At 66.4% G+C, this 22647-nt stretch carries 15 protein-coding genes and 1 tRNA gene; 8 read left to right on the top strand and 8 right to left on the bottom strand.

The genetic code is table 11. The annotated features are described in order from the left end of the window. Window positions 1–78 precede the first annotated feature (78 nt). Both ABZS40_RS34265 and ABZS40_RS34260 read right to left on the bottom strand, forming a co-directional pair. Entirely contained in the window at window positions 79–450 is a 372-nt protein-coding gene (locus tag ABZS40_RS34265; protein ID WP_354948557.1) for a hypothetical protein, read from the bottom strand. Continuing rightward, on the bottom strand, window positions 447–1256 hold the full coding sequence (locus tag ABZS40_RS34260) for a hypothetical protein (RefSeq protein ID WP_354948555.1): 810 nt from the start codon (window positions 1254–1256) through the stop codon (window positions 447–449). Before ABZS40_RS34260 ends, ABZS40_RS34265 begins: the two co-directional genes overlap by 4 nt. Here ABZS40_RS34260 and ABZS40_RS34255 point away from each other — a divergent pair. The 7 genes from ABZS40_RS34255 to ABZS40_RS34225 all read left to right on the top strand — a co-directional run bounded on the left by ABZS40_RS34255 (window position 1234) and on the right by ABZS40_RS34225 (window position 15629). Beyond that, entirely contained in the window at window positions 1234–2604 is a 1371-nt protein-coding gene (locus ABZS40_RS34255) for an exonuclease SbcCD subunit D (RefSeq protein WP_354948553.1), read from the top strand. The two genes, ABZS40_RS34260 and ABZS40_RS34255, sit on opposite strands and share 23 nt — an antisense overlap. Next, window positions 2604–5591, top strand: coding sequence for an SMC family ATPase (locus ABZS40_RS34250; RefSeq protein WP_354948551.1), 2988 nt, complete (start codon window positions 2604–2606; stop codon window positions 5589–5591). The genes ABZS40_RS34255 and ABZS40_RS34250 overlap by 1 nt, the downstream gene beginning before the upstream one ends. A 433-nt stretch (window positions 5592–6024) precedes the next feature. Further along, the gene (locus ABZS40_RS34245; RefSeq protein ID WP_354948549.1) at window positions 6025–7662 is read left to right on the top strand and encodes a TIGR02677 family protein; all 1638 of its coding nucleotides are present in this window, start codon (window positions 6025–6027) and stop codon (window positions 7660–7662) included. Next, complete coding sequence (locus ABZS40_RS34240) at window positions 7659–8888, top strand: TIGR02678 family protein (protein WP_354948547.1); 1230 nt, start codon at window positions 7659–7661, stop codon at window positions 8886–8888. Before ABZS40_RS34245 ends, ABZS40_RS34240 begins: the two co-directional genes overlap by 4 nt. Further along, window positions 8885–13741: an SbcC/MukB-like Walker B domain-containing protein gene (locus tag ABZS40_RS34235; protein WP_354948545.1), complete on the top strand. Its 4857-nt coding sequence runs from the start codon at window positions 8885–8887 to the stop codon at window positions 13739–13741. The genes ABZS40_RS34240 and ABZS40_RS34235 overlap by 4 nt, the downstream gene beginning before the upstream one ends. Next, window positions 13738–14997, top strand: a complete 1260-nt coding sequence (locus tag ABZS40_RS34230) for a TIGR02679 family protein (protein ID WP_354948543.1) — start codon at window positions 13738–13740, stop codon at window positions 14995–14997. Before ABZS40_RS34235 ends, ABZS40_RS34230 begins: the two co-directional genes overlap by 4 nt. Before the next feature lie 556 nt (window positions 14998–15553). Next, window positions 15554–15629: transfer RNA gene (locus ABZS40_RS34225), tRNA-Arg, on the top strand. 151 nt (window positions 15630–15780) lie between these two features. Here ABZS40_RS34225 and ABZS40_RS34220 read toward each other — a convergent pair. From ABZS40_RS34220 to ABZS40_RS34195, 6 genes are all read right to left on the bottom strand, one after another. Further along, a complete protein-coding gene (locus tag ABZS40_RS34220; protein ID WP_354948541.1) occupies window positions 15781–17004 on the bottom strand; it encodes a site-specific integrase in 1224 nt (407 codons plus the stop codon). 3 nt (window positions 17005–17007) lie between these two features. Continuing rightward, window positions 17008–17217, bottom strand: coding sequence for a helix-turn-helix domain-containing protein (locus ABZS40_RS34215; RefSeq protein WP_354948539.1), 210 nt, complete (start codon window positions 17215–17217; stop codon window positions 17008–17010). Then, the gene (locus ABZS40_RS34210) at window positions 17214–18458 is read right to left on the bottom strand and encodes a DNA methyltransferase (RefSeq protein ID WP_354948537.1); all 1245 of its coding nucleotides are present in this window, start codon (window positions 18456–18458) and stop codon (window positions 17214–17216) included. The genes ABZS40_RS34215 and ABZS40_RS34210 overlap by 4 nt, the downstream gene beginning before the upstream one ends. Further along, window positions 18451–19152, bottom strand: coding sequence for a hypothetical protein (locus ABZS40_RS34205; protein WP_354948535.1), 702 nt, complete (start codon window positions 19150–19152; stop codon window positions 18451–18453). The genes ABZS40_RS34210 and ABZS40_RS34205 overlap by 8 nt, the downstream gene beginning before the upstream one ends. An 816-nt stretch (window positions 19153–19968) precedes the next feature. Continuing rightward, window positions 19969–20796, bottom strand: coding sequence for a hypothetical protein (locus ABZS40_RS34200; protein ID WP_354948533.1), 828 nt, complete (start codon window positions 20794–20796; stop codon window positions 19969–19971). Beyond that, window positions 20796–21362 carry an RNA polymerase sigma factor gene (locus ABZS40_RS34195; RefSeq protein WP_354948531.1) on the bottom strand — a complete coding sequence of 189 codons (567 nt, stop codon included), beginning with the start codon at window positions 21360–21362 and terminating at the stop codon, window positions 20796–20798. The genes ABZS40_RS34200 and ABZS40_RS34195 overlap by 1 nt, the downstream gene beginning before the upstream one ends. Window positions 21363–21832: 470 nt before the next feature. Here ABZS40_RS34195 and ABZS40_RS34190 point away from each other — a divergent pair. Then, window positions 21833–22647 (top strand): hypothetical protein (locus tag ABZS40_RS34190; RefSeq protein ID WP_354948529.1); only part of this gene is annotated, 815 nt, incomplete at its 3' end.

The raw sequence follows: 22647 nt of genomic DNA, 5'->3' as shown, positions 1-22647 counted from the left end.
GGATGAGACCCTCGACAAGTCACATCGTTCCAGAACAGAAGGCACTTTCGCGTCCCCGCGACCGCCGCCGCGCAGCCCTTAACGAAGGGCCGAGGCTAGGGCTGGATTCTGGGTACGCATCTGCGACGGGGCCAGATCCAGCTGCCGGGTTTCGGTGGTCACCATGCCGAGGTGAGTCCGGGTCAGCGCGATCACTTCGTCCATCGCGTTGTCGAGCACTCGCCGTTCGAACTCTTGGCCGCGGCGGGTGGCATGCGGGCTCAACTTGGCCGGTGGGCAGTCGAGTAGATCGGTGAGGACCGGCAGGTTAAGCGCTGCGGCGTCGATGACAAGGCGACGACCACAGTTGGGGGCCTCTAGCAGCCCGGCGATGCGCCGAGCGTCGAGGTCTTGAGTGGGAAAGTCGCCGCGAAACCGGGAGAGACGGTCCGCAGCGAGAGTTGCCGTCATCCGGCTGCCTCCACGTGTGTGCTGACGTTCTGTAATGAGGTGCCGAACAACTGCGCCTCAGGATCAAGCTTGCGAGCCCGCCTCGCGGCTGCGTGCCGCTCGGCCGTGTCGGTGTCGGCGATCTGGCCCAGTTCGTGTTGGGCAGCTTCGCGTAGTTGGATGTAAGTGAAATCGCCAGTATCTGGTACCGAGGCGGCAATGGTGCGTGTGAATCGCCAGAGGAGGCGGCGGACATCAGCCGCCCAGGGTGCGTCGCCGGCGCGCTCAGACTCATTGCATAGCCGCACGATCACCCGCAAAAGGTCGGCACGTGGGCTGGTTGGTCCGATGAGTCGGGTTTCCAGCGGCCAGCTCGACAGCGCGAGCTGACCCCGCATGGGCGCGAACCGGTCGTAGGTCAGCGCTGGCGTCACGTATGTCGGGCGGGCTTGGCCGCGCGCGGTGCCTCGCTGTGCGGCCTGCCAAGATCGTTGCTCATCGCGACGAAGCGAAGCCAGTCGGCTGGGTTGGATGACTTCGCCGAATCGTGCCGCGCTGACGTCGCGAAGCAGTGACACCGGTGACGGGCTGCCCAGCAGGCTGAGTGCGGCGATGACCTGGTCTCGGATCGGTGGTGCGGCGTCGAACGATCCTGTGGCGGTGGCTTCGGCCTGGAGCAGTCGATTGCGGCGGCGTTCGGCGACGCTCAGCTGGGCCATCAGCTGAGCCACTCGATCGAGCTTGCGATCGGCCAGCGCGGCGGCGAGGTCCACCTGGTAGGCGGCCACCTCGTCCATTACTCGCTTGATCTCGGCAGCCCTGTCCATAGCCAAAATCTACCACGGAGTCTTGACAAGTTCCACGCTTTACCAAACACTGCACAGTGTTATCGTCCCGTTGCGCAAGCGACTGCCGACGGGACGTGCCATCCATCCGCGAGGGAAGGCAATGAAACTCCTACACACCTCCGACTGGCATCTGGGGCGCACGACCGGACGCGAGTCCCGAGCGAGCGACCACGACGCTGTCCTCGCCGAGATCGTCGACGCAGCCCGCGAATTGCGCCCCGACGTCATCTGCAACTCCGGGGACCTGTTCGACAGGAGTCGTCCCGGCACCGACGACCTCGAACGCGCCATCGACGTCCTGTCCGAGCTGGCCGCGATCGCCCCCACCGTGGTCGTGTGCGGCAACCACGACAAAGCGGCGCTGTTCCGGGTGTTCAACAAGCTCAGCCGCGTCCACGGCCTGCACTTCATCGCCGACCCCACCACCGAACCGGAAGCAGTAATCGAACTACCCGTCGCAGCCGGCGGGACCGTCCGGGTCGGCGCGGTCTGCTACCAACATCCCCACCACTTGGTCGATGGCCGTGGCAACCCCGACACCTGGGGCAGCGAGTACAGCGCCGCCGTACGCGGGCTCGACAGTACGGTGGCTGCTGCAATCCAGGCCGGCCTGAACCCGCAGACCGACTTCGCGGTCTTCGCCGCCCACGCCTACGTGGGTGGGGCCGGGTGGAGCGGCACTGAACGCCGCGGGCGCCATGACGACATCTTCGCTACCGACCCGACCGGCATCCCCGGCGTCGCTTACGCCGCCTACGGTCATATCCACCGACCGCAACCACTACCAGGCGCCGCTGGCACGTACGGCCACTACGCCGGATCCCCGCTGCAGCTCGACTTCGGAGAGGCGGGCCAGGCGAAGAGCATGGTCTACGTCGAGGCCGCCCCTGGCCGCCCGCCGCGAATTGAGACCATCCCACTGCACCGCGGCCGGCAGCTGCGCTGTTTCCGGGGCACCCTCGACGACCTCGCCGCCACCGCCGACACCTTCGGCACCGACCTGTGCCAGATCGTCGTCGACAGCGATACCCACATCCCGCACGTGGCCGACCGAGTCCAGGAGATACTTCCCGACGCGCACCTGGTCGAGGTAGCCAACAACGCCGCTGACAGACGGGCCCAGATCGTCATCGCCGATCCAAGCAAGGGCGGCCAAGAACGGGAACCGAGCATCGACGAGATGTTTGCTACCTACCTCGCCACCGCTGGGTCAACCAAAGCGCCAGCGGCATCCGTCCTCGACGTGTTTCACCAACTCGCCGACCCCGCCGTCGTTGACGAACCGATGCCCTTCCCTCAGGAGCAATACCTGCCGGAGGTGGCCTGATGCGCCCGCTGCACCTGTCCATCGAAGGCCTGCGCTCTTACCAGGACCGACGCGAGATCGACTTCACCGACAAATCTCTGTTCGCCATCATCGGCAAGACAGGCGCGGGTAAGTCGTCGATCCTCGAGGCGATCTTCTGTGCCCTGTACGCCGGCGCCACCTACAACCTGCGCGCGCCGAACACCCTCATCGCCGACAACGCCCCGTTCGCGCGAGTCGAACTGACATTCGCCAGCCAAGGCCGCCGCTGGTTCGTACGACGGATTCTCGCCCGCACCGGCACGCCCCGGCACGAACTGGTCTGCCTCGATGAGCCCGAGCTGCGCTTCGATAAGAAGACCGACGTCGCGGCGCAGATCACCAAGCTCATCGGCCTCACCGCACAGCAGTTCCTCAAGACCATCCTCCTACCGCAAGGCCGCTTCCAAGAGTTCCTGCACGCCGACAGCAGCGAGCGAACCCCGATTCTCAAGACGCTGCTCGGCCTGGACACCCTCACCACCATCGGCCAACACGCCACCGCCGCAGCCAATCGGATCAAGCCCGGACTGGCCGTTCTCGAAAGCTCCCTTACGCAGCTCCATGGCGACCCGCCGGCATGGGCCGCCGCGTGCCGCACGGCAGTGAAGGACGCCGCCGCACACCACACCCTCCTCGCCGAGACCGAACACGCGATCCGCGACCTGCGCCAATCGGTCACCGACACCCGCAACGAGGCCACCGCGCTCTCACGAGCGGCAGCTCAGCTAACCGAACTGCACCCAGTTGACGGGCCAGCGCAGATGCGCGCGCTCATCACCGCACGGCAGACACACGACGAGGCCATCACACACCAAAAGGCGTGCGTAGAAGCCGCGCGAGTCCTGCGCGACCACCTCGATGCCCTCGGGTTGGACGCCGACCGCGATGAGCGTGGCCTGGATCGATACCTGCATCTACGGGCTCAGATATCTCCCGCGAAGGATCGCGTAGACGAACTACGTGCCCGCCGCGAGCGGCACGCTGCGAACCAAGCCGACCTGCACGATCAGGATCGTGACCTCGACAACCGTCGCCGGGAGTGTGAGGAATTCGCCGCCGAGGCCCTTGAAGCCAAGGAGGCACTCCGTGTCGCTGAGGCGGAGTACGCCCACGCCTCTGTCGCCAAACAGCAGGCCGCTGATCACCTCGGCCAGCTCCGCCGCGACCAAGCGACGTTAGTGCAGCTTGCCGAGCAGTTGGTCGGCAACGAAAAGGAACTCGCTGCGCTACAAGCCGAGCTCAACGAGAGCGAGACGGTCATAGGGCAGCGGACCGGCGAGCGCGACGCGGCCCGCGCGCTGTACGAGGACGCCCTGCGTGCGTCAGCCGCCCAGCACCTGGCAGCCCACTGCCATCCCGGCGACCCCTGCCCGGTTTGCCAGCACCCGATACCCGAAACCTTCACCACGCCCGACGTTCCTGACGAGAGCGCGGCGAAGAAGGCCCGCGACCACGCTGAACGAGCACTCGGCAAGATCACGGAGGACCATGCACGGCTTAGCGGTGCCGCGCACGCCCTTAGCGTCAGCTTGCCGAAGCTGCGCGAAAGTTACGAGCATCGGACCCGCGACTACACCGCAGCAGCCGACGCGCTTGCCACCGCGCTGCGGTGCACTGACCTTGACGCGCCGGACGAGACGCTTCTGTCCGGGCTGGAGTCCGAGGTCACGCGTACGTTTGCCCTGAAGGAGGAGGCCGAGAAGCGCGCGTTCGAGACGGCCTTGCAGGCAAAGAGTGCCGCCGACAAGCTGGGCACCGACAGGACTGCCCACGGCAAGGCCCATGAGGCTCACCGATCGGAGGCAGCGAAACTCGAGAGCCACTGGAACAAGCTGCAGACTGGACTCACCGAGTTTGGCCTAGTGGTCACCGACCTCGATGAGGTGACGGAGGCCGTATTCGCCGAGCTAACCAGCAAGATCGAGACCAATATCGCGCTCGCCAAGAACCTCCGCGATGAGCTAGCCAAGGCTGATGCGATCCTCAACGGAGAACAGCTCACCCTGGGACGACTGCAGACCGAGCGCGCCAACAACGTCAACCTGCCAATGGAACAGCTCAATGGCGCCCTCGGACGCGTGGGCGCGGTTCTTGCCACTGTCCCTGCCGATCTCGGCCTCAGCGCTACCTCGACAGCCCCGACCGGCGGGGACGACCGGCTCGCCTGGGCCGAGCAGATCGATGGCGACGTCGCCCTCGTTCGTGCCGCCGCTAGGGACGCCGAAACCCGCGCCGCCAACATCGGCAAGGGTGCCACGACTCGCGAAGCCGAACTACTGGCCTCAATCGACTCAGACAGGTACGAGGACCTGCCCAAAAAGATTCAGGACGCCAACACGCGAAAGACTCTCGCCGAGCGCGACCTTGGCGAAGCTGAACGCCAGATCCCGATCCGACACGACCTCACCCACCGCATTGGTGAGCTGCGCCCGCTCTACGACGCGCTCGAGGACATACGCAAGGCGATGAGCGATGGCGCATTCCCGGCCGCCGCGATCGCCCAACGGCAACACCGGTTCCTCGAACTGGCAACCGGTCACCTCGCGGACATGACCGCCATGCGGTTCGGATTCGCTGAAGACTTCAGCATCGTCGACGGCCTCACCTCTCAGGCCAGGGACACAAAGACCCTGTCCGGCGGCGAAACCTTCATGGCCAGCCTCGCCCTCGCCCTCGCCGTTGTCGACATGGCCGGCCGATCCGGGGGTCACGTCGAGACCTTCATCCTCGACGAAGGCTTCGGCACCCTCGACCAGGAAGCGCTCAGCAACGCCCTCGACGTCCTCGGCCACCAAACCATCGGCGGCCGACTAGTCGCGATCATCTCCCACATGGCCGACGTGGTCGACGAAATCGACGACGTTCTTATCGTCAACCGCACCAACGCCGGCAGCACCGCCACATGGCTGACGCCAGAGGAACGCAAGCGGCTTTCCGACGGTGGCTATCCGGACCTGCTTGGGTAGCCGGATCGATCCCTGCTGCGGTGACAAGTCTTCCGCCAACAGGCCGCCGAACTGGCCACCGCCGCTCGGCGTCCTCGCAGGCTGACCACCGATCCGGCCCAGGGGAACGGCTTCACCCACTTAGGAGATGTCACTTAGCCAGCGGGTGTGGCCCGGGCGGCGTCGGCGGGCCGACTCGGCCGTCGACGTTGTCCTGAACCGAGGCGTCCCTGGCGCGACTCAACCCAGATGCCGCCAGCCGACCTGCCGAACGGTAGCTAAGGACGCCGCTCTGGGACACCGGCCAGCAAGCAATGACGGAACTCGAACATTAATCGCGTTCATAGAACAATTGTTCGACCACGGCAATTCTGTCATAGGTAGAGTGCATCCTTCTACCCGCACCGCTCCCACGGGAGCCTGCCCCCTACAAGCGGCGTCGAGATGAGCGCGGATGAGCCAAATGCATGATTCGGTCGTTTCGTCGGTCGTTGATACCGCATCCCCTCCGAGTGGTTCCGGTGCCGCAACAGCGCCAGCTAGCCGTCAACGAGCGGGACGTCGTACCGCGCTGGCAGATCTGGCCGCCTACGTATCGGAGGCGCCCTATCACATTCTTTACTGGGCGATCCTGGATGTTTTCCTGCAGGCCGCAGCGGCTTACCAGTCGCGATTAAGAGTGGATGAGGTGCTGGCGGCACTCCGGAAGAACGGCTGGACCTATCCGCTTTCGGAATCTGACCTTGAAGACCGGCTGACCTACTTGTTCGAGCACGGCAATCTCACGCGCGACTACGACTACGACGACACTGCAATGACGCTGGAACGCTATGACCGCCGGTTGCACATTTACGACCTGACGCCCGAGGGTGAAGTCGTCCATGACGCGATGAGCAGCGTGAGGGACAGCCTGCAGCGTGTGGGAGGCCTGCAGGCGGTGTTGCTCCGCCAGATCATGTCGTTGCTCGACGACCTGCTGGAGCAGTTGGAGGACCCAGACCCGGACGGAGAGGTCGTCTTCACACGGGTTGAGGATCTTCGCAGCAACTTCAAGGCGATGACGTCGAACGCGGCGCTTTTTATGCAGCAGGTCAACCGCATGCTGGCCACACGCAGCATCGACGTCGAGGCATTTCGCCGGTTCAAGGACGACACAATCGCCTACTTGGCCGGGTTCCTGGCGGAACTCGACGAGTTGACCCCGGACATCCGTAAGCGCACCTTGCGGTTGCGCCAAGTGCCAGATCCGGTGCGTCACCTGGCGCTGGCGCGGGCTGCGCGCGCTTCTGGGCACAAGGCTGTTGACGGGCGGGAGGCGTTCGACGGGTGGATCGCTGCGGCGAAGGCGAGCCTTGATGGGGTATCAGATTGGTTCACCGCCGACCGTGGCGCCTCGACCGGCATCGAGGTCTTGTCGGCCAAGGCTCGTCAGGCGGTCTTGGGCATTACGCACGCGGTCGAGCGGATCCGGGAAGCTGGCAGTCAACCGTCGGCACGCACCAGCGACCTTTTAGCACTTGCGAGCATGTTCGACCGTGCTGCCGGTGATGAGGTGCATGCGATCTGGAAGGCGGCGTTCGGGCTAACCTCGTCGCGACACTTCGGCGACCTGCATAGCGACTCCGACCTCACCCCAGACGGACTGTTGGTGCGGCAGGCACCGCGTATCGAGGTCAGCCTGAAGCTGCAGGCCATTGAGGTCAGCGACACGGTCAAGCAGGCACCGCGCCTGCCAGATCATTCCGCGACGCGGCAGGTACTGGCGGGGCAGGCTCGGGAAGAGATCGCCGCGGTGGCCGCCGCCGCCGAGACGCTCGTGGCGCTGGGGCAGCGACACCTGTCTGAGTTGAACACGATTCTGGATCGGGCGACGCTGAAGCTACTGGCCAAACTCATCTTCAGGGCGCAGAAGGCGCGTCCCGACAGTCAGCGATGGCAGCAGGCGGCCAGCGTTGACGGCCGGTTGAGGGTGCGGGTTCGGGCGCCGCGGCCGGCGCGGGCCACCGTCGTATGCGCGATTGTGGGTGACTGGGTTCTTCCCGACTACGAGGTGCAGGTCAGCTCCGCCGCACCAGGACGGGAAAAGTCATGACGAGCATTGAGGAGCAGGACCTCGCGGCACGCCGCGCCAGGGCCATACAGGAACTGGTGGCACGCCCACTGCTGGACCGACGAGCGCCGTCGTTCGCAACGATTGCCACAAGCGAGCGATGGCTCAAGGAGTGGTTCGCTCGCGCTTGTGGCTGGATTCTGATCGTGGATTATCGGCGGGGCCTGGCACGGCTCCGAAAGGTGACCGGCGAGGTAGACGCGTCGTTCCCCCTGCGGAGCCTGCGACAGGGCGGCAAGGTGTTCACGAAGCGCAAGTATGTGCTGCTCTGTTTGGTTGCCGCCGCCTTGGGTGAGCACGGGCGATCGCGGATGAGCCTGCATGACATCGCGGTCGCCGTGGCGGACCTGGGTGTGCGGGCGGGCGTGGCGCCATACAACGATCTGGACCATAAAGATCGGCAGGCGATGGTGGACGTGCTGCTGGTGTTGGCGCAACTCGGGATAGTCGCCGAACTGGACCGCAGCGGACGCGACTACGGCGCCGACCGCGGTGGCAATGTGTTGTACGAGATCGATGAGCAACGGCTGGCCCAACTGCTGGTCGCGCCGATGCCGCCCGCACGGTGCGCCAGTTGGCAACAGATGATTACCGAGGAACGCCACCTCCGCCAGGACGCCGACGGGCCTTCGCGGCTGGCCACGGCTGCGGCCAAGCAACGGTTGATGCGTCGGCTGTTAGATCGCCCGGTCTGCTATCCGAGCGACCTGAGCACCGACGAGGTCGCAGCCATGCCCGATGGCGCGGCCGAACTTCAGCGATGGCTCGCTGAGGCAGGCATGTTCCTGGAAATCCGGGCCGACGCGTGGATGGTGGTCAACAGGCGATCCAGTGCCCCCCGCACCCTGCGTGATGGCTCGAACGTCGCCAATGCGGCCCTGCTAGTGCTGGAGGTCATCGCTCGCGACCCAAGCGTGGACTGGGTCTCGGCAGCACATCTGGCCAGCGCGGTGGGCGAGCTGCTAGACGAATACCCGTGGTGGGCCAAGTCGCTCCGCAAGGATCCCCACCGCGTCGCTTCCGTCACCACACTTCTATCCAGCTTTGACCTAATCCGCCCGGAATCCGGCGGATGGAAGATCATGCCCGCGGCATGGCGATGGACGACCAGCGTTGACCCCGAGTCCGTTTCGACCGTGCCGCGACAGCCGAGCGCAGCCGCTGCGGGGCACGCTCAAGACGACCTATTCTCCCAGGAGCTGATGTGACTCTCACCCTGCCAGACGGCATCCTCAGCGGCGTTCCCGCGCCCACCCGCGGGCGGTGGCAGCCGCAACGAGCCGGTATCACTGGCCTGTTCCACTACGACTCGCAGGTGTTCTCGTTCTACCGCGGACGGTTACTATTGCGCGGCAACAACGGCAACGGCAAGTCGATGGCCCTGGAGGTGCTGCTGCCGTTCGTCCTGACTGCTGACCTCGATCCCAGCCAGTTAAGTACGTTCGGCCACCGCAGCCGATCGATGTATACGTGGCTACTGGGCCACGACTCGACCAACCGGCACACTGGTGCCCGCGGTTACGTCTGGGTCGAGTTCGGCCGCGTCGGACCCCTCGGGCAGCCGGAGTACTTCACCGTCGGGGCCGGCCTGGAGGCTGTGCGTACACGGGAGACGGTCACCCCGTGGTACTTCACGACCGCCGCCCGCATCGGCATTGACTTGACCGTCGGCACACCCGGCGGGGAGACGCCCAGCCGGGACGCATTCCTTGCCGAGTTGGAGCAACTCGCTGCCCAGGGCATGCCCGGCGACGTTCGCACGACAAAGAACCACCGCGCCGAGTGCAACAGAGTGCTATTCGGCCTGCCCGATGAGAGCTACCGGTCTCTGCTCAAAGCCCTGCGGCAACTGCGCCGGCCGAAGCTGTCAGACAAACTATCGCAAAAGGCCCTCGCCGAGATCCTGCGCGACTCGCTGCCCAGCCTGGACCGCGGGCTGGTCTCGGCCATCGCCAAAGGCTACGAGCGGCTCGACCGCCACCAGGATGACATCAAGAACATCCGGGCAATGATCGCCGGTCTACGCGAACTCGACGTGGCCTATCAACGGTATGCCCGCGCGTGCCTGTGGCAGCGCGCCCACGCCATTACCGCCTGCCAGCAGGCTCTGGCCCGAGCCAGCAAGAAGGCCCAGGATTCTGCTCGCGAGCGCGACCGCCTGACCACTAAAATTGACGAATGTCAACAAAAGGTCGCGACGTTGACTGGCGGTCTAAACAAGCTCAACGGCCACCTCGCCGGGTTACGCGACAGCGAGTTCTACACCGAGGGGCCCCAGCTACAACCCCTGCTCGACAAAGCCGAGACCTTGGAGGGGGTCGCCGAGTCGGCGCGGGTGCGGGCCGAGAATGCTGCCAGCCAAGCCGAACTCGATGCAGAGTCTGCTGCCCAGGCGCAGGCCAAGACAGACGCTGCCGGCGTTGACGTGCAGCGCCGGCAAGTAGCAGTCGAGCAGGGCGCGCAGCTGTTCACCTGGCTGCGCGACATTTATGACGCGCTCCAGCGCAGCCTCGGCGACCCCGACATGCCGGGCAGCGAGCGGCCCGTAGCCGAGATGCGCAGCCAGCTCCGCCAAGCCGTCGCCGACGTGCACGCCCGCTTGCAAGGACTCAATCGAATCGCTGGGCAGGCCACCGATGCCGCGAAAGCGGCAGAGGCCCTGGCGAAGGAGGTGGAGCAGTCGCGCATCGACCTGGTATCCGCCGATGAGCAGGTCGCAACGGCCCGAACGCAATTGCGCACAGCACGTGACGAATTCATCGCTGCGGCCCGTGCATGGATGGCCCTGAGTGATCAGCTAGTGGCGGCGGGCGTTCCTTGGCGCGATGTGGAGTCGGCCCGCATGAACGGTGCGTTGACTCAGTGGCGCAATGCCGCCTATCGCTCCCGCAGCCGGCAGATCACCACCCTGGTGCAACGGTTCACCGGGATGGCTGATCAACCCCAGCAGGTCGCCGGTCAACTGCACCACGGCTTCCGCGTACAGGTCGAACGCGCTCGGCAAGCTAGCGCGGACAGGGACGCCACGCACCAGGACCTTGGCTCGGCACGAGACGAATGGCTTCAGGAGCTGAACGACTGGGTGCTCACGCTGACCCACCTCCCCGTCCACGGGCCAGCACTGCCAGCGCGAGACATTTATGCGCCACAGCCGTGGCGTGACTGGATCACCACCGCCGCCGCCTCTCACCGCAACCACATCGCCGCCGTTGAACAGGAGCTGCAGGAACGTCAGCGCTCACACCACCTGCAGCATCATCAGTGCCAGGCCGAATGGCAGCGGCTCGCCGACCAGCGTGAGCACCTTGCGGCTGAAGCCATGGTGACCCCGACGGCACCCGCGACCCGCCTCGACAGTCGCCAGGTTCGCGCTGGCGCCCCGTTCTACCTGTTGATCGATTTCGTCCACGATGACCTGGACCCGGCTAGGAAGGCGGGACTCGAAGCCGCACTCATCGGCAGCGGCGTGGCCGACGCGTGGCTGAACCCCGATGGTCTGCTGCTTACCGCGGACGGCGTGCCGCTGGCCGACACGCAGCTCAATGCCACAACCGAGGCCGTCGGCCAACCGTTGGCGGCAGCGCTGCGCGCCGATGCCGACGCTGCACGTGTTGCCGGGGTGCCAGTCGCCGCGATCTCGAACGTTCTGGCCAGCATCGGTCTAGCCGAAGAAGCCAAGGACACGAGAGCGCACCTGGCGGTTGGCTGGGACGGCAGCTGGCGAGCAGGGCCTCTGAATGGCGCCTACCGTCAGGACGCTACCCGGCTCGTTGGGGCAGCGAGCCGAGAGCGCGACCGACAGGCTCGTCTGGCCGAGTTCGATCGGCGGATCGCGGAACTGGACCGGCGGCTGGCCGCGTACGCCGAAGACGAGCAGCGCCTGACTGGCGAAGCCACAGCCCTCAACGCCGCGAAAGAGCAGGCCGGCGAGGAAGCTGCCGGCTTGCCGGGCACCGGGAAGGTCGAGTACGCGGCACAGCGCGCCCACGACGCCGACGATGCCGCTCAAAAAGCGCTTGAGCAGGCTTCACTCCTGCAACGTGATTTACACGCGGCCATAGCCCGACTACACCTGAGCCGCAGCGAGGACCTAGCTGCGGTCGTCGCAGCCGCACCGGTTTCCGAACTCCGCCTTCCCGACCCACTCGGAAACCTCCCGACTCCCGCTGACCTGGCGCTGCTAGATCACTATGTACAGACGTCGGCCGCTGCCCTGAGTGACATCGGGCGGATCAGCCAGGAGGCTTTGAGCGCACTTGACGCTGCGGCCACCACCGCCCAGGAGCAGTACGACGCGTTTCCCGACACCGAGAGCCTTAACCGCCATGAGCAGGCGGCGTCCCAGGCCGAGCATGCCCAGGTGACGGCCCGCGACCAGTTCACTCGTCGTGGCACGAAGCATCAGGCTGCCCTTACGGCCAGTGCCGAGAAGCAATCCATTCTCAACGCTGCCTTGACCCAGTCGGATCTCACCGAGTGGTCTACCCGATTGGGCGATCTCCCGCCGAGGGTCAACTCATGGACTGACACCGCAGAGGATTGGTTGCGCACAATCGCCGACTATCGGACAGCGGCAGAGATTTCTCGCGACACGGCCCACCGTTCCGGCTCGTCGGCGGCGTTGGCATCTCGAGAATCCTCGCAGGCAGCGAGCGATCGAGGGCGGGCCGCTGAGGCGCGAGAGCATTACACGACTTTGGCCGACCGCATCGGCATTGGCTACACATCCCTGATGGCCGAGATGGCCGAAGCGCAGACGCAGATCAGCGAGGCGCAGGAGGCGATAGCGCAGAACCAGCAGACGCTCGTGGCGCTGGCTGCACAGCAAGGCGCCGCGCAGAACCGGGCCACTACCGACGCCAACGCGTACACCGACATCAGTGGGGCACTGCCCGAGCTCGCGGCGAAGCTGTGGGTTGCCGTCCGCGCAGACCTGCCCCGGGCAGCCGACTGGCGGCTCACCACCGGACCTGACGACGATGGCGAGACAGAGACGGCGACGGCTGCGTCCCAGCATATTCAGGAGCTCGCTGGTGGTGATGCGGTAAACCGCTACGGGCCACACCACAACGACGACCTGGTCAGCGCCGTGTTCCAGTTGCGCCACCAGGCCGAGACCAGCCTGGGAGGAAGACTGACACTGATCGAGCGCTACGCCGCCGACATTTTGGTCGTCGAAGCAGCCCGCGACAGCTCTACCGCGACCTTGCCGTCCACCATCGCCGACCTCAACAACGAAGTGATCAGCCTGCAGACCGTTTTGAACACCGAGGAAGCCAAACTACTCGAGCAGTTCCTCACCGACAGCATCCGTCGGGAGATCACCGGCCACATCGACGCTGCCCGCAAACAGGTCATCGCGATGAGCAAAGTCATGCAGGAGCACCGAACGTCCGCCGGCTACCGGTTCAACCTCGATTGGGCCCCGGCCTCCGACGCGGACGTTGACAACCGGGTCTTGGATCTACTCGCCGCCGACTTCGACGCCGCTCCCTCGGCCAAGGAACGGCTACGGCAGTTTTTCGCTTCCCGCATCGCCAATATTCGGGCCACCAAGACTGGCCAGACCTGGGAAGATCTGCTGCAGGAAATGCTGGACTACCGGCGCTGGTACCAGTTCCAACTCCAGTTCGCCAAGGGCGTCAACGAGTTCGCCGAGCTTGACAACGCCGCGTTCGACAAACTGTCCGGTGGCGAAAAGTCCGTTGCTCTACACCTACCGTTGTTCGCTGCGGCTGCCACCCATACCGTCGCCGCCACCGTCCGCGATACCGTCGACACCGATAAGCCCGGCTGCCCCCGACTCATTTTGCTCGATGAGGTATTCGCCGGCGTGGACGAAGACATGCGGGGCGAACTGTTCGACCTGGTCACCTCCCTGGACATGGACCTCGTCGCCACGAGCGAAGCCGAAACCGGTATGTACGCCGAGCTCGACGGGATCGCCATCTATCACCTGATCAAGTCCACCGGCGTCCCTGGCGTCCTGGCCGCCCGCAGCGTCTGGACGGGCACCGACGTCCTTCACTTGCTCGATAACGACCTGGAAAGAGGCGCATGATCCAGCCGCCCACCCAGGCGCAACTGCTCGAAGCGTTCCCGATCAAACGCTGGGCCTGGCTCCGCGTGGACGTACGCGCCGAACTCGAACGCCGTCCCGCCGCCGCCACCGTCTCCATCGACACGTCCGCGCTAGATCCCGACGCCGCCAAGTCCCTGCAGTGGCTGCTGCAAAGGACTCCGCCGCTTCCAGCCCGGATGCCGGTAAAGCTCACTCAGCTCGACCGAGCTCTGCTCGAACGCACCGATTGGGGACTACCCACCAAACCGCTACTGGAAGCCCTCGACGGACCGCTCGACGACCGGGCCGCACGTAAAAAACAGCTACGAAATGCCGCCGATGAGCTGTGGGCCTCTGCGGCACAACACCCGCGCGTCACCGCAAGCCCGGAACTACAGCGATGGGTGGCCGCCGAAATATCACTCGGCGCGCTCCCCGCCGAGATCAGCAAACGGCAACCGCTGCTAGCAGACGCCCTCACCGTGCTCGACGGCCTACCCGCCGATGGCATTAGCGTCACCCGCCTCGCCGCCAACATCCTCGGGTCGGCGCACGCCCTCGACAAAGGCCCACTGGCCAATCTTGTACTACGGGCCCTAAGCCTTCAGTACGGCCAAGATCCGATCGCATCCGCGTACTCACGAACACTGTGGAGGCTTGCGGGTCTTCGCCCGGACGACCTGTCAAGCAGAGTCCTCCTCGCCGGCTTCAAGGCGACTGGCACTACATCTTTCGAAACCGTGCTCCGCGCTCATGCCCGGTGCGGCGAACCTGCCGTGATCACTCTGCGCCAGGTCGACAACTTTGTCAGCGAACAGCCTGCGCCACTGCTGCCTCCTGAGACGCGCGTCTGGGTGTGCGAGAACGTCGCGGTCGTTGCCGAGGCGACTAATGCTCTTGGGCGCGACTGTCCGCCATTAATCTGCGTCGAGGGCTGGCCAAGCCATGCCGCGACCTTGCTACTGCAACACCTACTCAACCACGGTGCCGACATCGCCTACCACGGCGACTTCGATTGGGAAGGGCTGGCGATCGCCGATCAAATGATGCAGATGGGGGCGCACCCATGGCGCATGGATCGCGACAGCTACCTCGCAGCTGCAACCCGTGCCACAAGACGCTCAGCGCTGAACAGACCGGACTTTCCCTTCTATGAGTACCCCTGGGCGCCCGGCCTCGTCGACGCGATGATCCAGCAGGCCACGCGGGTGGAAGAGGAGCATGTCATGGAGGACCTCATTGCTGATCTCAAGTAGGTTCACCGGGTGCCGAGCGGGTACCGGCCGCAGGCGGGGGAGGCGTGCCAGGACGGCTTGCCACTGCCTCAATTCTTCGGCCCACCGGGAAGCGCAGGGCTTTGCGGCGGCGCGTGTTGGCGTCCATCACGTCACCATCTTGATCACTACTCATCTCGCGGGGCGGCAGGTTCGTCGACCCTGGCGTGGGAGCTAGTGTCCGCCTGCCCCGACAGCAGCGTCGTGGTGAGAGTCCTCGGCGCGGGTGTGAGTAAGGTCCTTGAGCAGGGAGAGTGCCTGCTCGGTGATGGGGCGTGTACGGTGCGAAGTCAGGGCGTCACTGCTGTTCCTTACTGATCTTGCTGATGTGGTCGCCGTGTGGTCTCCAGCGGGGGTCACCCCGGGTCAATCCGTGCCACTCCAGGCCAGCCGGGGTTAATGATCATGGTCATCGACCGGCCCGGTGTGGTCGCCGTGTGGTCGTCGGTCGGGGCACCCCGCCAGGTCAATGCAGGTCAACGTGGGTCACTCCCTGCCAACGCGGGTCGACGCGCAGGTCGTTACACTGACCACTCGCGCCCCCGTAGCTCAGGGGATAGAGCATCGGTTTCCTAAACCGTGTGTCGCAGGTTCGAATCCTGCCGGGGGCACCAATGCGAGGCCCTGACCAGCGGAATGCTAGCCAGGGCCTCGATTTCTATCTATGTGGTTTTGAATCGCCCCCCGGAAACCCCCCAATAACGCTGCAGGGCGATCCGATTGGATCGGCGCGCCAGGGGGTGTCGACAGCCGCGCCCGTGCGCCCTATCCGGTCTGACGCGGGTCGCGGTCGCGGTCGCGGTGCGTGGGCTCAGATGTCGACAGGTCACCGCCGAGCTGTTCGAGGATGTCGGAGCTGTCCGGAGCAAGGGCGGGCTTAACAATGTAGTGCCTGTTCGTGACCTGCTCGGTAGCGTGCCCGAGCTGGGCTGCCGCGCGCTTGGCGTCGGCCTCCTTGTCGATGAGGGTGGCGACGGTCTTGCGGAAGGTGTGCGGGGTGACCCACTCGAGGCCCGCGACGGCTCGAGCTTGCCGCCACTGGCGGCGTACGTTCTGCGGGGACAGCCAGGTGCCGCGCCGGGAGGCAAAGATCGCGTCGAAGGTGTTGTCGGCGGCGACGATCTTCCGAGCCATCAGCATCCCGACCGCGAATCGCGGCAAGACTACGGTCCGGAAACCGGCATCGGACTTTGGCCACTCCTGGCGGAAGAAGCCTTTGCCCTTGAGGTAGATGATCGTGCCGCAAATGGTGAGCGTCGGGAGTTCGGCAGCGAGATCCAGGTCCTTCCAGCGCAGCGCCAGGATCTCGCCGATGCGGGCGCCAGTGGCGAGCATGAGGTCGACGATGTCGGCCAGGTCGCCAGTGTGTCGAGGCCCGGGTTTACCGGCGATGGGCTGCTGCCACCTCTGGATCGCCGAACGAACGTCTTCCAGTTGCTTGACCTCCAGGGCGACCACCTTGCGGCGCGGCGTGCGTAGTCGACCGGTCTCGCGTATCGGGTTGGTTGTCAGTGCACCACGGCGCACGGCCAGGGCAAACATCTGCGTGAGAGCGACCTTCGCAAGCCTGGCGGCTGTCGGCCGGTCCTCGGCGATCTTCCGTAGAAACTTGTCGAGGCGGCCGACGCCGGCCTCCCGGATGCGCAGGTCGCCCAGGGCGGGCAAGATCGAGACGCGCACGCTGATCTCGTACTTTCCAATGGTCTGCGGCGTTAGACGCTCCTCAGCGACGATCTCGGCGAGCCAGAGGCTAGCGAGCGTGCTGACGTGAGTCTCCCTGGTGATTTCGTCGTCGTTAGGGGCGACTCGGTCTCGGACTTTGACCTTCAGCGCTCGGATGGCGGCGGGGGCGGTGGTGTCGGTGGCCTCGACGTCGCGGGTTTTGCCGTCGTGGTCGCGGTATCGGGCTCGGGCGCAGTACCGGTTGGGGCCGAGCTTCTCGGTACGGATCGTGCCCAGGGTGCCGATGGGTAGAGGAGGTCGGGCCACGGCTCAGCGCTCCGGGTCGGTGTGGTCGTCGAGCCAGCGTTCGACCTCGCTGCGCCGGTAGCGCAGGGTGTTGCCGACCCGGATGGCGCGCGGTCCTTTGCCTCGGCTGTGCCAGGCGTAGAGGGTGTTCTTGGGCTTGCCCAGCCAGGCCGCCACGTCATCGATGGTTAGGAGGGGGTCGGGCAGCCACTGGGCGACGGTCGGGGCGCTCATGGCTGGTCTGCCGTGGTGGACGGGCCGGTCTGTGGGCGTGGTGTGTCGGGGCTGGCGGGTCGCTGGTGGGCGGTGGTGTTGGGCCGTTCGGGCCCGGGGATGGTGTGTGGGTGGGGCGGGCACGGTTCGGGTGTCCTTTCAGCGTCCCGGCCCGGGTGGGGCCGGTGGTCGGTGGCGCTGCCGTCGGGGTTGGCGGGGTGCGCCGGGTGTGCCCGTCGATCCACGCTGGCGGGGGTTGAGGTATCAAGCCCGTGGCCGGTGTGCGGTGCGGCGAGGGTGGACCCGCTCTTTGCGGAGTCGTGCGGGTTGTGGTGCGACCCGCCGAGCTGGAACAGCAGAAGGTCTTCATACTGGATGAGCCATTGCGGGTCGCCGGTGTTGATGGCGTCGCGGACGTTCTTCATTTGGAAGAACGAGGTCCGCGGCACCAGTACGCCGTTTCGGACTCCGGCGATGAGCGCGATGAGTTCCTCGACCAGGGTCAGTCCGGCGGCGAGCCCGGCGGCGGCGACCATGCCGGGGATGTCGATGAGTTCCCCGCGTCGCCGGTAGGGGCGGGCGGTGACCGCGACATATCCGCCGGGCTTGAGGACGGCGGCGCAGCCGGTGAGGATTCGGGTGAACCCTTCGGCCAGTTCGGCGTGTTCGGTGTAGGCGAGGTTCCCGGCGTCGGCACCGTACCGGTGGTGGATTTTGCGGACCTTGCCTCGTCGGGGGCCGGGGGTTCGTACGTGGCCGTGGGTGGATGACCCGTACGGCGGTGAGGTGATGACCAGCGAGACCCGACCGTGGACCTCGGCCGGGAGCAGTGCGGGTAGCCGGCGGGCGTCGCCGGTGTAGATCTCGCCGGTGCCGGTGGCGCCTTGGCTGGTGGCGAGGCGGATGTTGTCGGCGGCGTGCTGCGCCCACCGGTGTTCGTACTCGACGCCGATGCCGTGTCGGCCGAGGTGCATGGCCTCGACAAGGGTGGTGCCGATGCCGGCCATCGGGTCGATCACCAGGTCGCCGGGTTGGGTGTAGGTGGCGGTGAGGTAGCGGGGGATGGTGGGCAGCATCTTGCCCGGGTGCTCCATGGAGGCCGTGGTGTACCGGCCTCGTCGCAGGTCGCGGGAGGCGGTCTGCCCGGTCAGCAGGACCGAGCCCTGCACTCCGTCGGCGATGAGGGCGAACAGCCGCCCGACGTCGGAGGCGTCGAGGTCGAAGCCCGGGGCGAAAGCGTCGGTAGGGGTGGGCTCACGCATCGGTGTCCTCCTGGTCGAGGGTGGTCGCCGTGAACGCCAGGACGTCCATGTGGGTGTGGAGGTGCCGCCCGTCCAGTAGCGCGGGCGGGGCGCTCGCGGCGGTGGCCGCGTCGGTGCGCGGGTCGTGCGCCGGGAGCGGAACCACGAGCACTGGGATGTGCTGGTGGTAGCGCAGCCCGGCGATGCGAGCCGCGTTGATGACGGTGCTGCGCCGCGAGATCCGACCTGGCTCAGGCGCACGGGCGGGCAACGCGACGAGGACGAATCCGCCGGGGCGCAGTAGCCGGTGCCACAGGTGCATCGCCTCGGCGGTGTCGTGCATTGCGAGGGAGTCGTCGCCGGGGCGGGGTAGTCCGGCCAGCAGCAGCGCGAGGCCGTCCTCGGCGAGGCGCCGGGCGCGGGCGGGAGGGTCGTCGGTGACTCGGATGCGCTCACCGTGGGTGGTGATGGTGGCGGGGTAGCGGTGCAGGTACTGGGCGGCCCCCGTGACGGTGGGGTGGTTGTCGAGGTCGGCTACGAGATCGCCGTCGTGGGTGTAGTGACGGATGAGCCAGGCGAGGCGTTGCGGGTCGAGTCCGTGCCAGGCCGCTGGGTCGATCAGAGGCGTATCGCGGCGGTGGGCGGGGACGAGGAACAGTCCGACGGGCGGGCGTTCGGCGTAGGGCTCGGGGTGGTGCGAGTGGGTCTGCGGCATGGGTGGTGGGCCACGTCCGCCGACAAGCGCTGACACTAAGGGAATACAGATTCGGGCCTCGATTTGGAGGACACCGCCGTGAACACCTGCCACCGACTGCGTCCCTGTTGGCGTGTTCAACCCCGATGAACAAGATCGTGGTGAGGTTGAACACGCAGGTCAGAGGTTGAACACCGCCCTCAAGAGGCCGTGGCCCATATTCAGATGTCTGACTGTTGAGCGGCTGTCCCTGTGGTGGCGAGCCAGACCCGCCGATCGCTTCTCGCGGTGCCATGAACAAGATCGGCGTCTCGGCTTGAACACGGCCGACCGGGAGACGGGATGCCTTGAACACGCTCTCCCGCGAGGTGGCGGACAGCCCGACGATCATGAGTAACTCTGGCCCGCGCCGTCCGGTGCGGGCCTTTTTGCGTCGATGCCTTCAGATGCGTTCGCGGTCGTCCGAGCCCTCGCCGAGGCGGCCGGTGCATCTGCGAGAAGGCGGGTTGAACGGGCAGCCAGCCGCTTGCACGTGGTCGTGAGCGCCGGCCACACCCCGGTCGAGCGCCCCATCAACAGTCGTCATCGACGCTTCGTATCGCGTCCGGCTGAAGATTGCGGATGGTGCGGGGCGCTGACCAGCGGTTCGCAAGGTTGGTCCGGAGGTTCTCAGGCGTGGCCGTCCGGATTTACTCTGCAGTTTCGGGGCAGGGGTCGGCGTACGGACTGGCGTGTACAGGTGGGTATGAATGATCTGTACCCACCTCGTCTAAATCAGCGCCGGGTCCGTAGGAGGTTGTGCACGACAGGACAGGTCGCGCCGTCATCCGGGCAGCGCTATCGCTGGTGGGTCCATGGTTCGGCAGGTCGGCAGGTCGGGCCTGGCTTGCCGTAGACGACCGTGCCGGCTGTGTCGGTGTAGCAGCGACCGAGTTGGTCGAACGGGGTGAACAGCGGGCGACGGTCGATCTCGTTGCCGGCATTGTCGTAGGCGACCAGGTCGGCGTTGCCGTGATCGCTGACGTGTCCGTCGTCGGTGATGAGGCCGAACGCGCCGCCCGCGATGCGCGCCGGGGTGATCTTGCCGTCGCCGTGGTCGAGTACCAGTCGGTGTACGCGGGCGCTGACGCGTCCGATGGCGACTACGTCTCCACCGTCGGGATCGGTCGACCCCGAGAGTGAGAGCCGCTGGACTGGGCCAGGCAGCCAGTCGGGCCGCCAGTTCGCGTCGTCGGCGGAGGACGCCGCCCCGCCAGACCACCCCTGTTGGGGTGGGTGCCAGTTGTCGCAGGCGAGGTAATGGGTGTCTTTCAGGAACATCAGCGCTGTGTGGTCACCCTGCTCGGCGGCTACGGCCAGGTCGGCGATGGTTACCGGGACCTGGTACTCACGCTCGTTGAGTGTCAGGCACCGCTCGGCGTCCTGGCGCAGGGGCGGAGATAGCTCGTTCGGACCAAACGCGAGGAACTGGCGGGCCTGGTCGTGGTTGGGCCACACGGCCAAGCTGATGGCGGCCACGGCGATGGTGGCGGCGAGCGCAACGGCGATGCGGCGCCGTGTCGGTGACTTTGTCGGGGTCCGTATCTCCGCCATGAGGCGCGCTCGCATTTCGGCTGCGCGATGAGCCGGCAGGTCGCGCTCGGCGGGCGGGGTGAGCAGCTCCATCACTCGTCCTCCATTACGTTGTCGGTAAGTTGGCGGGCCAACCTGGCGCGGGCCCGGCTGACACGAGCGCGGACCGAACCCTCGCTGATACCGAGGGCGGCTGCCGCGTCGGCGTACGGCACGCCGGACCAGAGGCACAGTGCGACGGCTTCCCGCTCGGCGCGGGGCAGCCGGCGCACGGCGGCCAGGATGGTCCGTATCTGACGCTCGTCGTCGACGCGGCCGGCCACCGCGTCCGCCGGATCGAGGTCCGTACCGCGCTCGGCTGGCATCCGCCGCCGGAGTGCAAGCCACCGCCGGGCTGAGCGGGACTCGCTGCGAGCGGTGTTGGTGGTGATCACCAATAGCCAGGGCAGTATCGACCCGTCAACCAGGCGGGCGTCGCCACGACGGCGCCAGGCGACGAGAAAGGCTGACTGCGCGACGTCTTCGGCGAGTGACCACGACCCGGTGAGCCGGAAGGCGTGGTTGTAGACCATGCGCGCGTACCGGTCGAACAGCCGGGCGAATGCCATCTCGTCTCCGGCCGCTGTCGCCGACCAAAGCTCCTGGTCAGGCGGCTTCATCTCGATCGTCACACCTGACTATGGCCGGCACGCGTCGCCGTGTTGCACCGAAACCATCGCAAAAACATCCGCTGGCTCTCGTGTTGATCGCCCGCACCGTGGATGCCCGCCCGACATCGGCCCGCGAAGTAGGTCTTGACTCCGCAAGGTCACCAACAAGCTAGGTGCGGATGATGAGCGCGCTGACCAGCGGTTCGCAAGGCAGGTCATGACGTTTGGGGCGCGGCCGTCCGGGCGAAGCGGCCCTACACCGGCCCCCGCAACCTATTCCGGGCAGCTCGCAAGGCTACCCAGACACTCGCAGAGTTCGTCCGGACGCGACGTCTCGGCCGATCACGCTCTGTTCAACCTAGAACAAGATCATCGGTGTTCATGATGTGTTCAACCGCCCTGGTGGCGTGGGTGCTGCACCGCCGACCGGCCTCCGATCGCCGGCCCGGCAACCTCACTCAATACCAGGGAGCACATCCATGTCCGCGAACACTCGCCCGGTTACCGGCCCGCTCGCCGGCCACCCGAAAGCACGACCCGGTGCCGCACTGCTCGACGCGATCGACTACCGGTTCCGCCTACGCGGAGAAGGCCCCCAGCCGCAGGCCGTCGACGGTAGGCAGCTCGGCCACGGCCTGCCCCGTCGCCGGATCGCACTGACCGAACTGTCGGCGATCCTCATGCACCCCTCCTGCGGCACTGCGGCCCAGGACGCCGCGTGGAGGTTCCTCGTTACCCGAGCCCGCACCGGTGTTGAGCCGTGGGTTGTGGGCGCGGTCGGGGTGGCCCTGCCGGGTCTGCGGCACCGAGCGCACCTGCTGTCGAAGCTGTCGTCCGGTGACCTGCACGCCGCACTGGTCGAGGCGTTCCTCAAGGCGCTGCACACCATCGACATCGACCAGCCCGGCATCGTGAACGCCCTGCTCAACACCGCGTTCTCCGGCGCTCGCGCCGCCCTGCGCACTCAAGAGCCGGCCGCGTCGGGGGAGGCGAACTTCGCGCCCGGCTCGGCGCTGCCACCCGCCCCGTACGGCCACCCGGATTTGGTTCTGGCCCGCGCGGTGCGCCTCGGGGTGATCACCGTTGCCGAGGCCGGCCTGATCGGCGGGACGTACCTGGAGGACACCAGCCTCACCGCATACGCCGAGCGCACCGGCTTGCCCCGGTGGGGTGTCTACAAGCGGCGCAGCGCCGCCGTCGAACGGCTCGTCACGGCGATCCGCTCCGGTGCGCTCAGCGACCCGACCGCCGACGTCATCGCCGAGGCCACCGGCACCACCGCGCCGGAGGCGGC

The organism is Micromonospora sp. NPDC005324 (assembly GCF_040607155.1).
GTDB classification, from domain to species: Bacteria; Actinomycetota; Actinomycetes; order Mycobacteriales; family Micromonosporaceae; genus Micromonospora; species Micromonospora trifolii.
This window is presented reverse-complemented; position numbering and strand designations above follow the sequence as displayed.

Excerpts from the sequence above, each read along its gene's own strand:
- ABZS40_RS34265 (WP_354948557.1), bottom strand. The coding sequence starts at position 450 with ATGACGGCAACTCTCGCTGCGGACCGTCTCTCCCGGTTTCGCGGCGAC.
- ABZS40_RS34260 (WP_354948555.1), bottom strand. The coding sequence starts at position 1,256 with ATGGACAGGGCTGCCGAGATCAAGCGAGTAATGGACGAGGTGGCCGCC.
- ABZS40_RS34250 (WP_354948551.1), top strand. The coding sequence starts at position 2,604 with ATGCGCCCGCTGCACCTGTCCATCGAAGGCCTGCGCTCTTACCAGGAC.
- ABZS40_RS34245 (WP_354948549.1), top strand. The coding sequence starts at position 6,025 with ATGAGCCAAATGCATGATTCGGTCGTTTCGTCGGTCGTTGATACCGCA.
- ABZS40_RS34240 (WP_354948547.1), top strand. The coding sequence starts at position 7,659 with ATGACGAGCATTGAGGAGCAGGACCTCGCGGCACGCCGCGCCAGGGCC.
- ABZS40_RS34230 (WP_354948543.1), top strand. The coding sequence starts at position 13,738 with ATGATCCAGCCGCCCACCCAGGCGCAACTGCTCGAAGCGTTCCCGATC.
- ABZS40_RS34215 (WP_354948539.1), bottom strand. The coding sequence starts at position 17,217 with ATGAGCGCCCCGACCGTCGCCCAGTGGCTGCCCGACCCCCTCCTAACC.
- ABZS40_RS34210 (WP_354948537.1), bottom strand. The coding sequence starts at position 18,458 with ATGCGTGAGCCCACCCCTACCGACGCTTTCGCCCCGGGCTTCGACCTC.
- ABZS40_RS34205 (WP_354948535.1), bottom strand. The coding sequence starts at position 19,152 with ATGCCGCAGACCCACTCGCACCACCCCGAGCCCTACGCCGAACGCCCG.
- ABZS40_RS34200 (WP_354948533.1), bottom strand. The coding sequence starts at position 20,796 with ATGGAGCTGCTCACCCCGCCCGCCGAGCGCGACCTGCCGGCTCATCGC.
- ABZS40_RS34195 (WP_354948531.1), bottom strand. The coding sequence starts at position 21,362 with ATGAAGCCGCCTGACCAGGAGCTTTGGTCGGCGACAGCGGCCGGAGAC.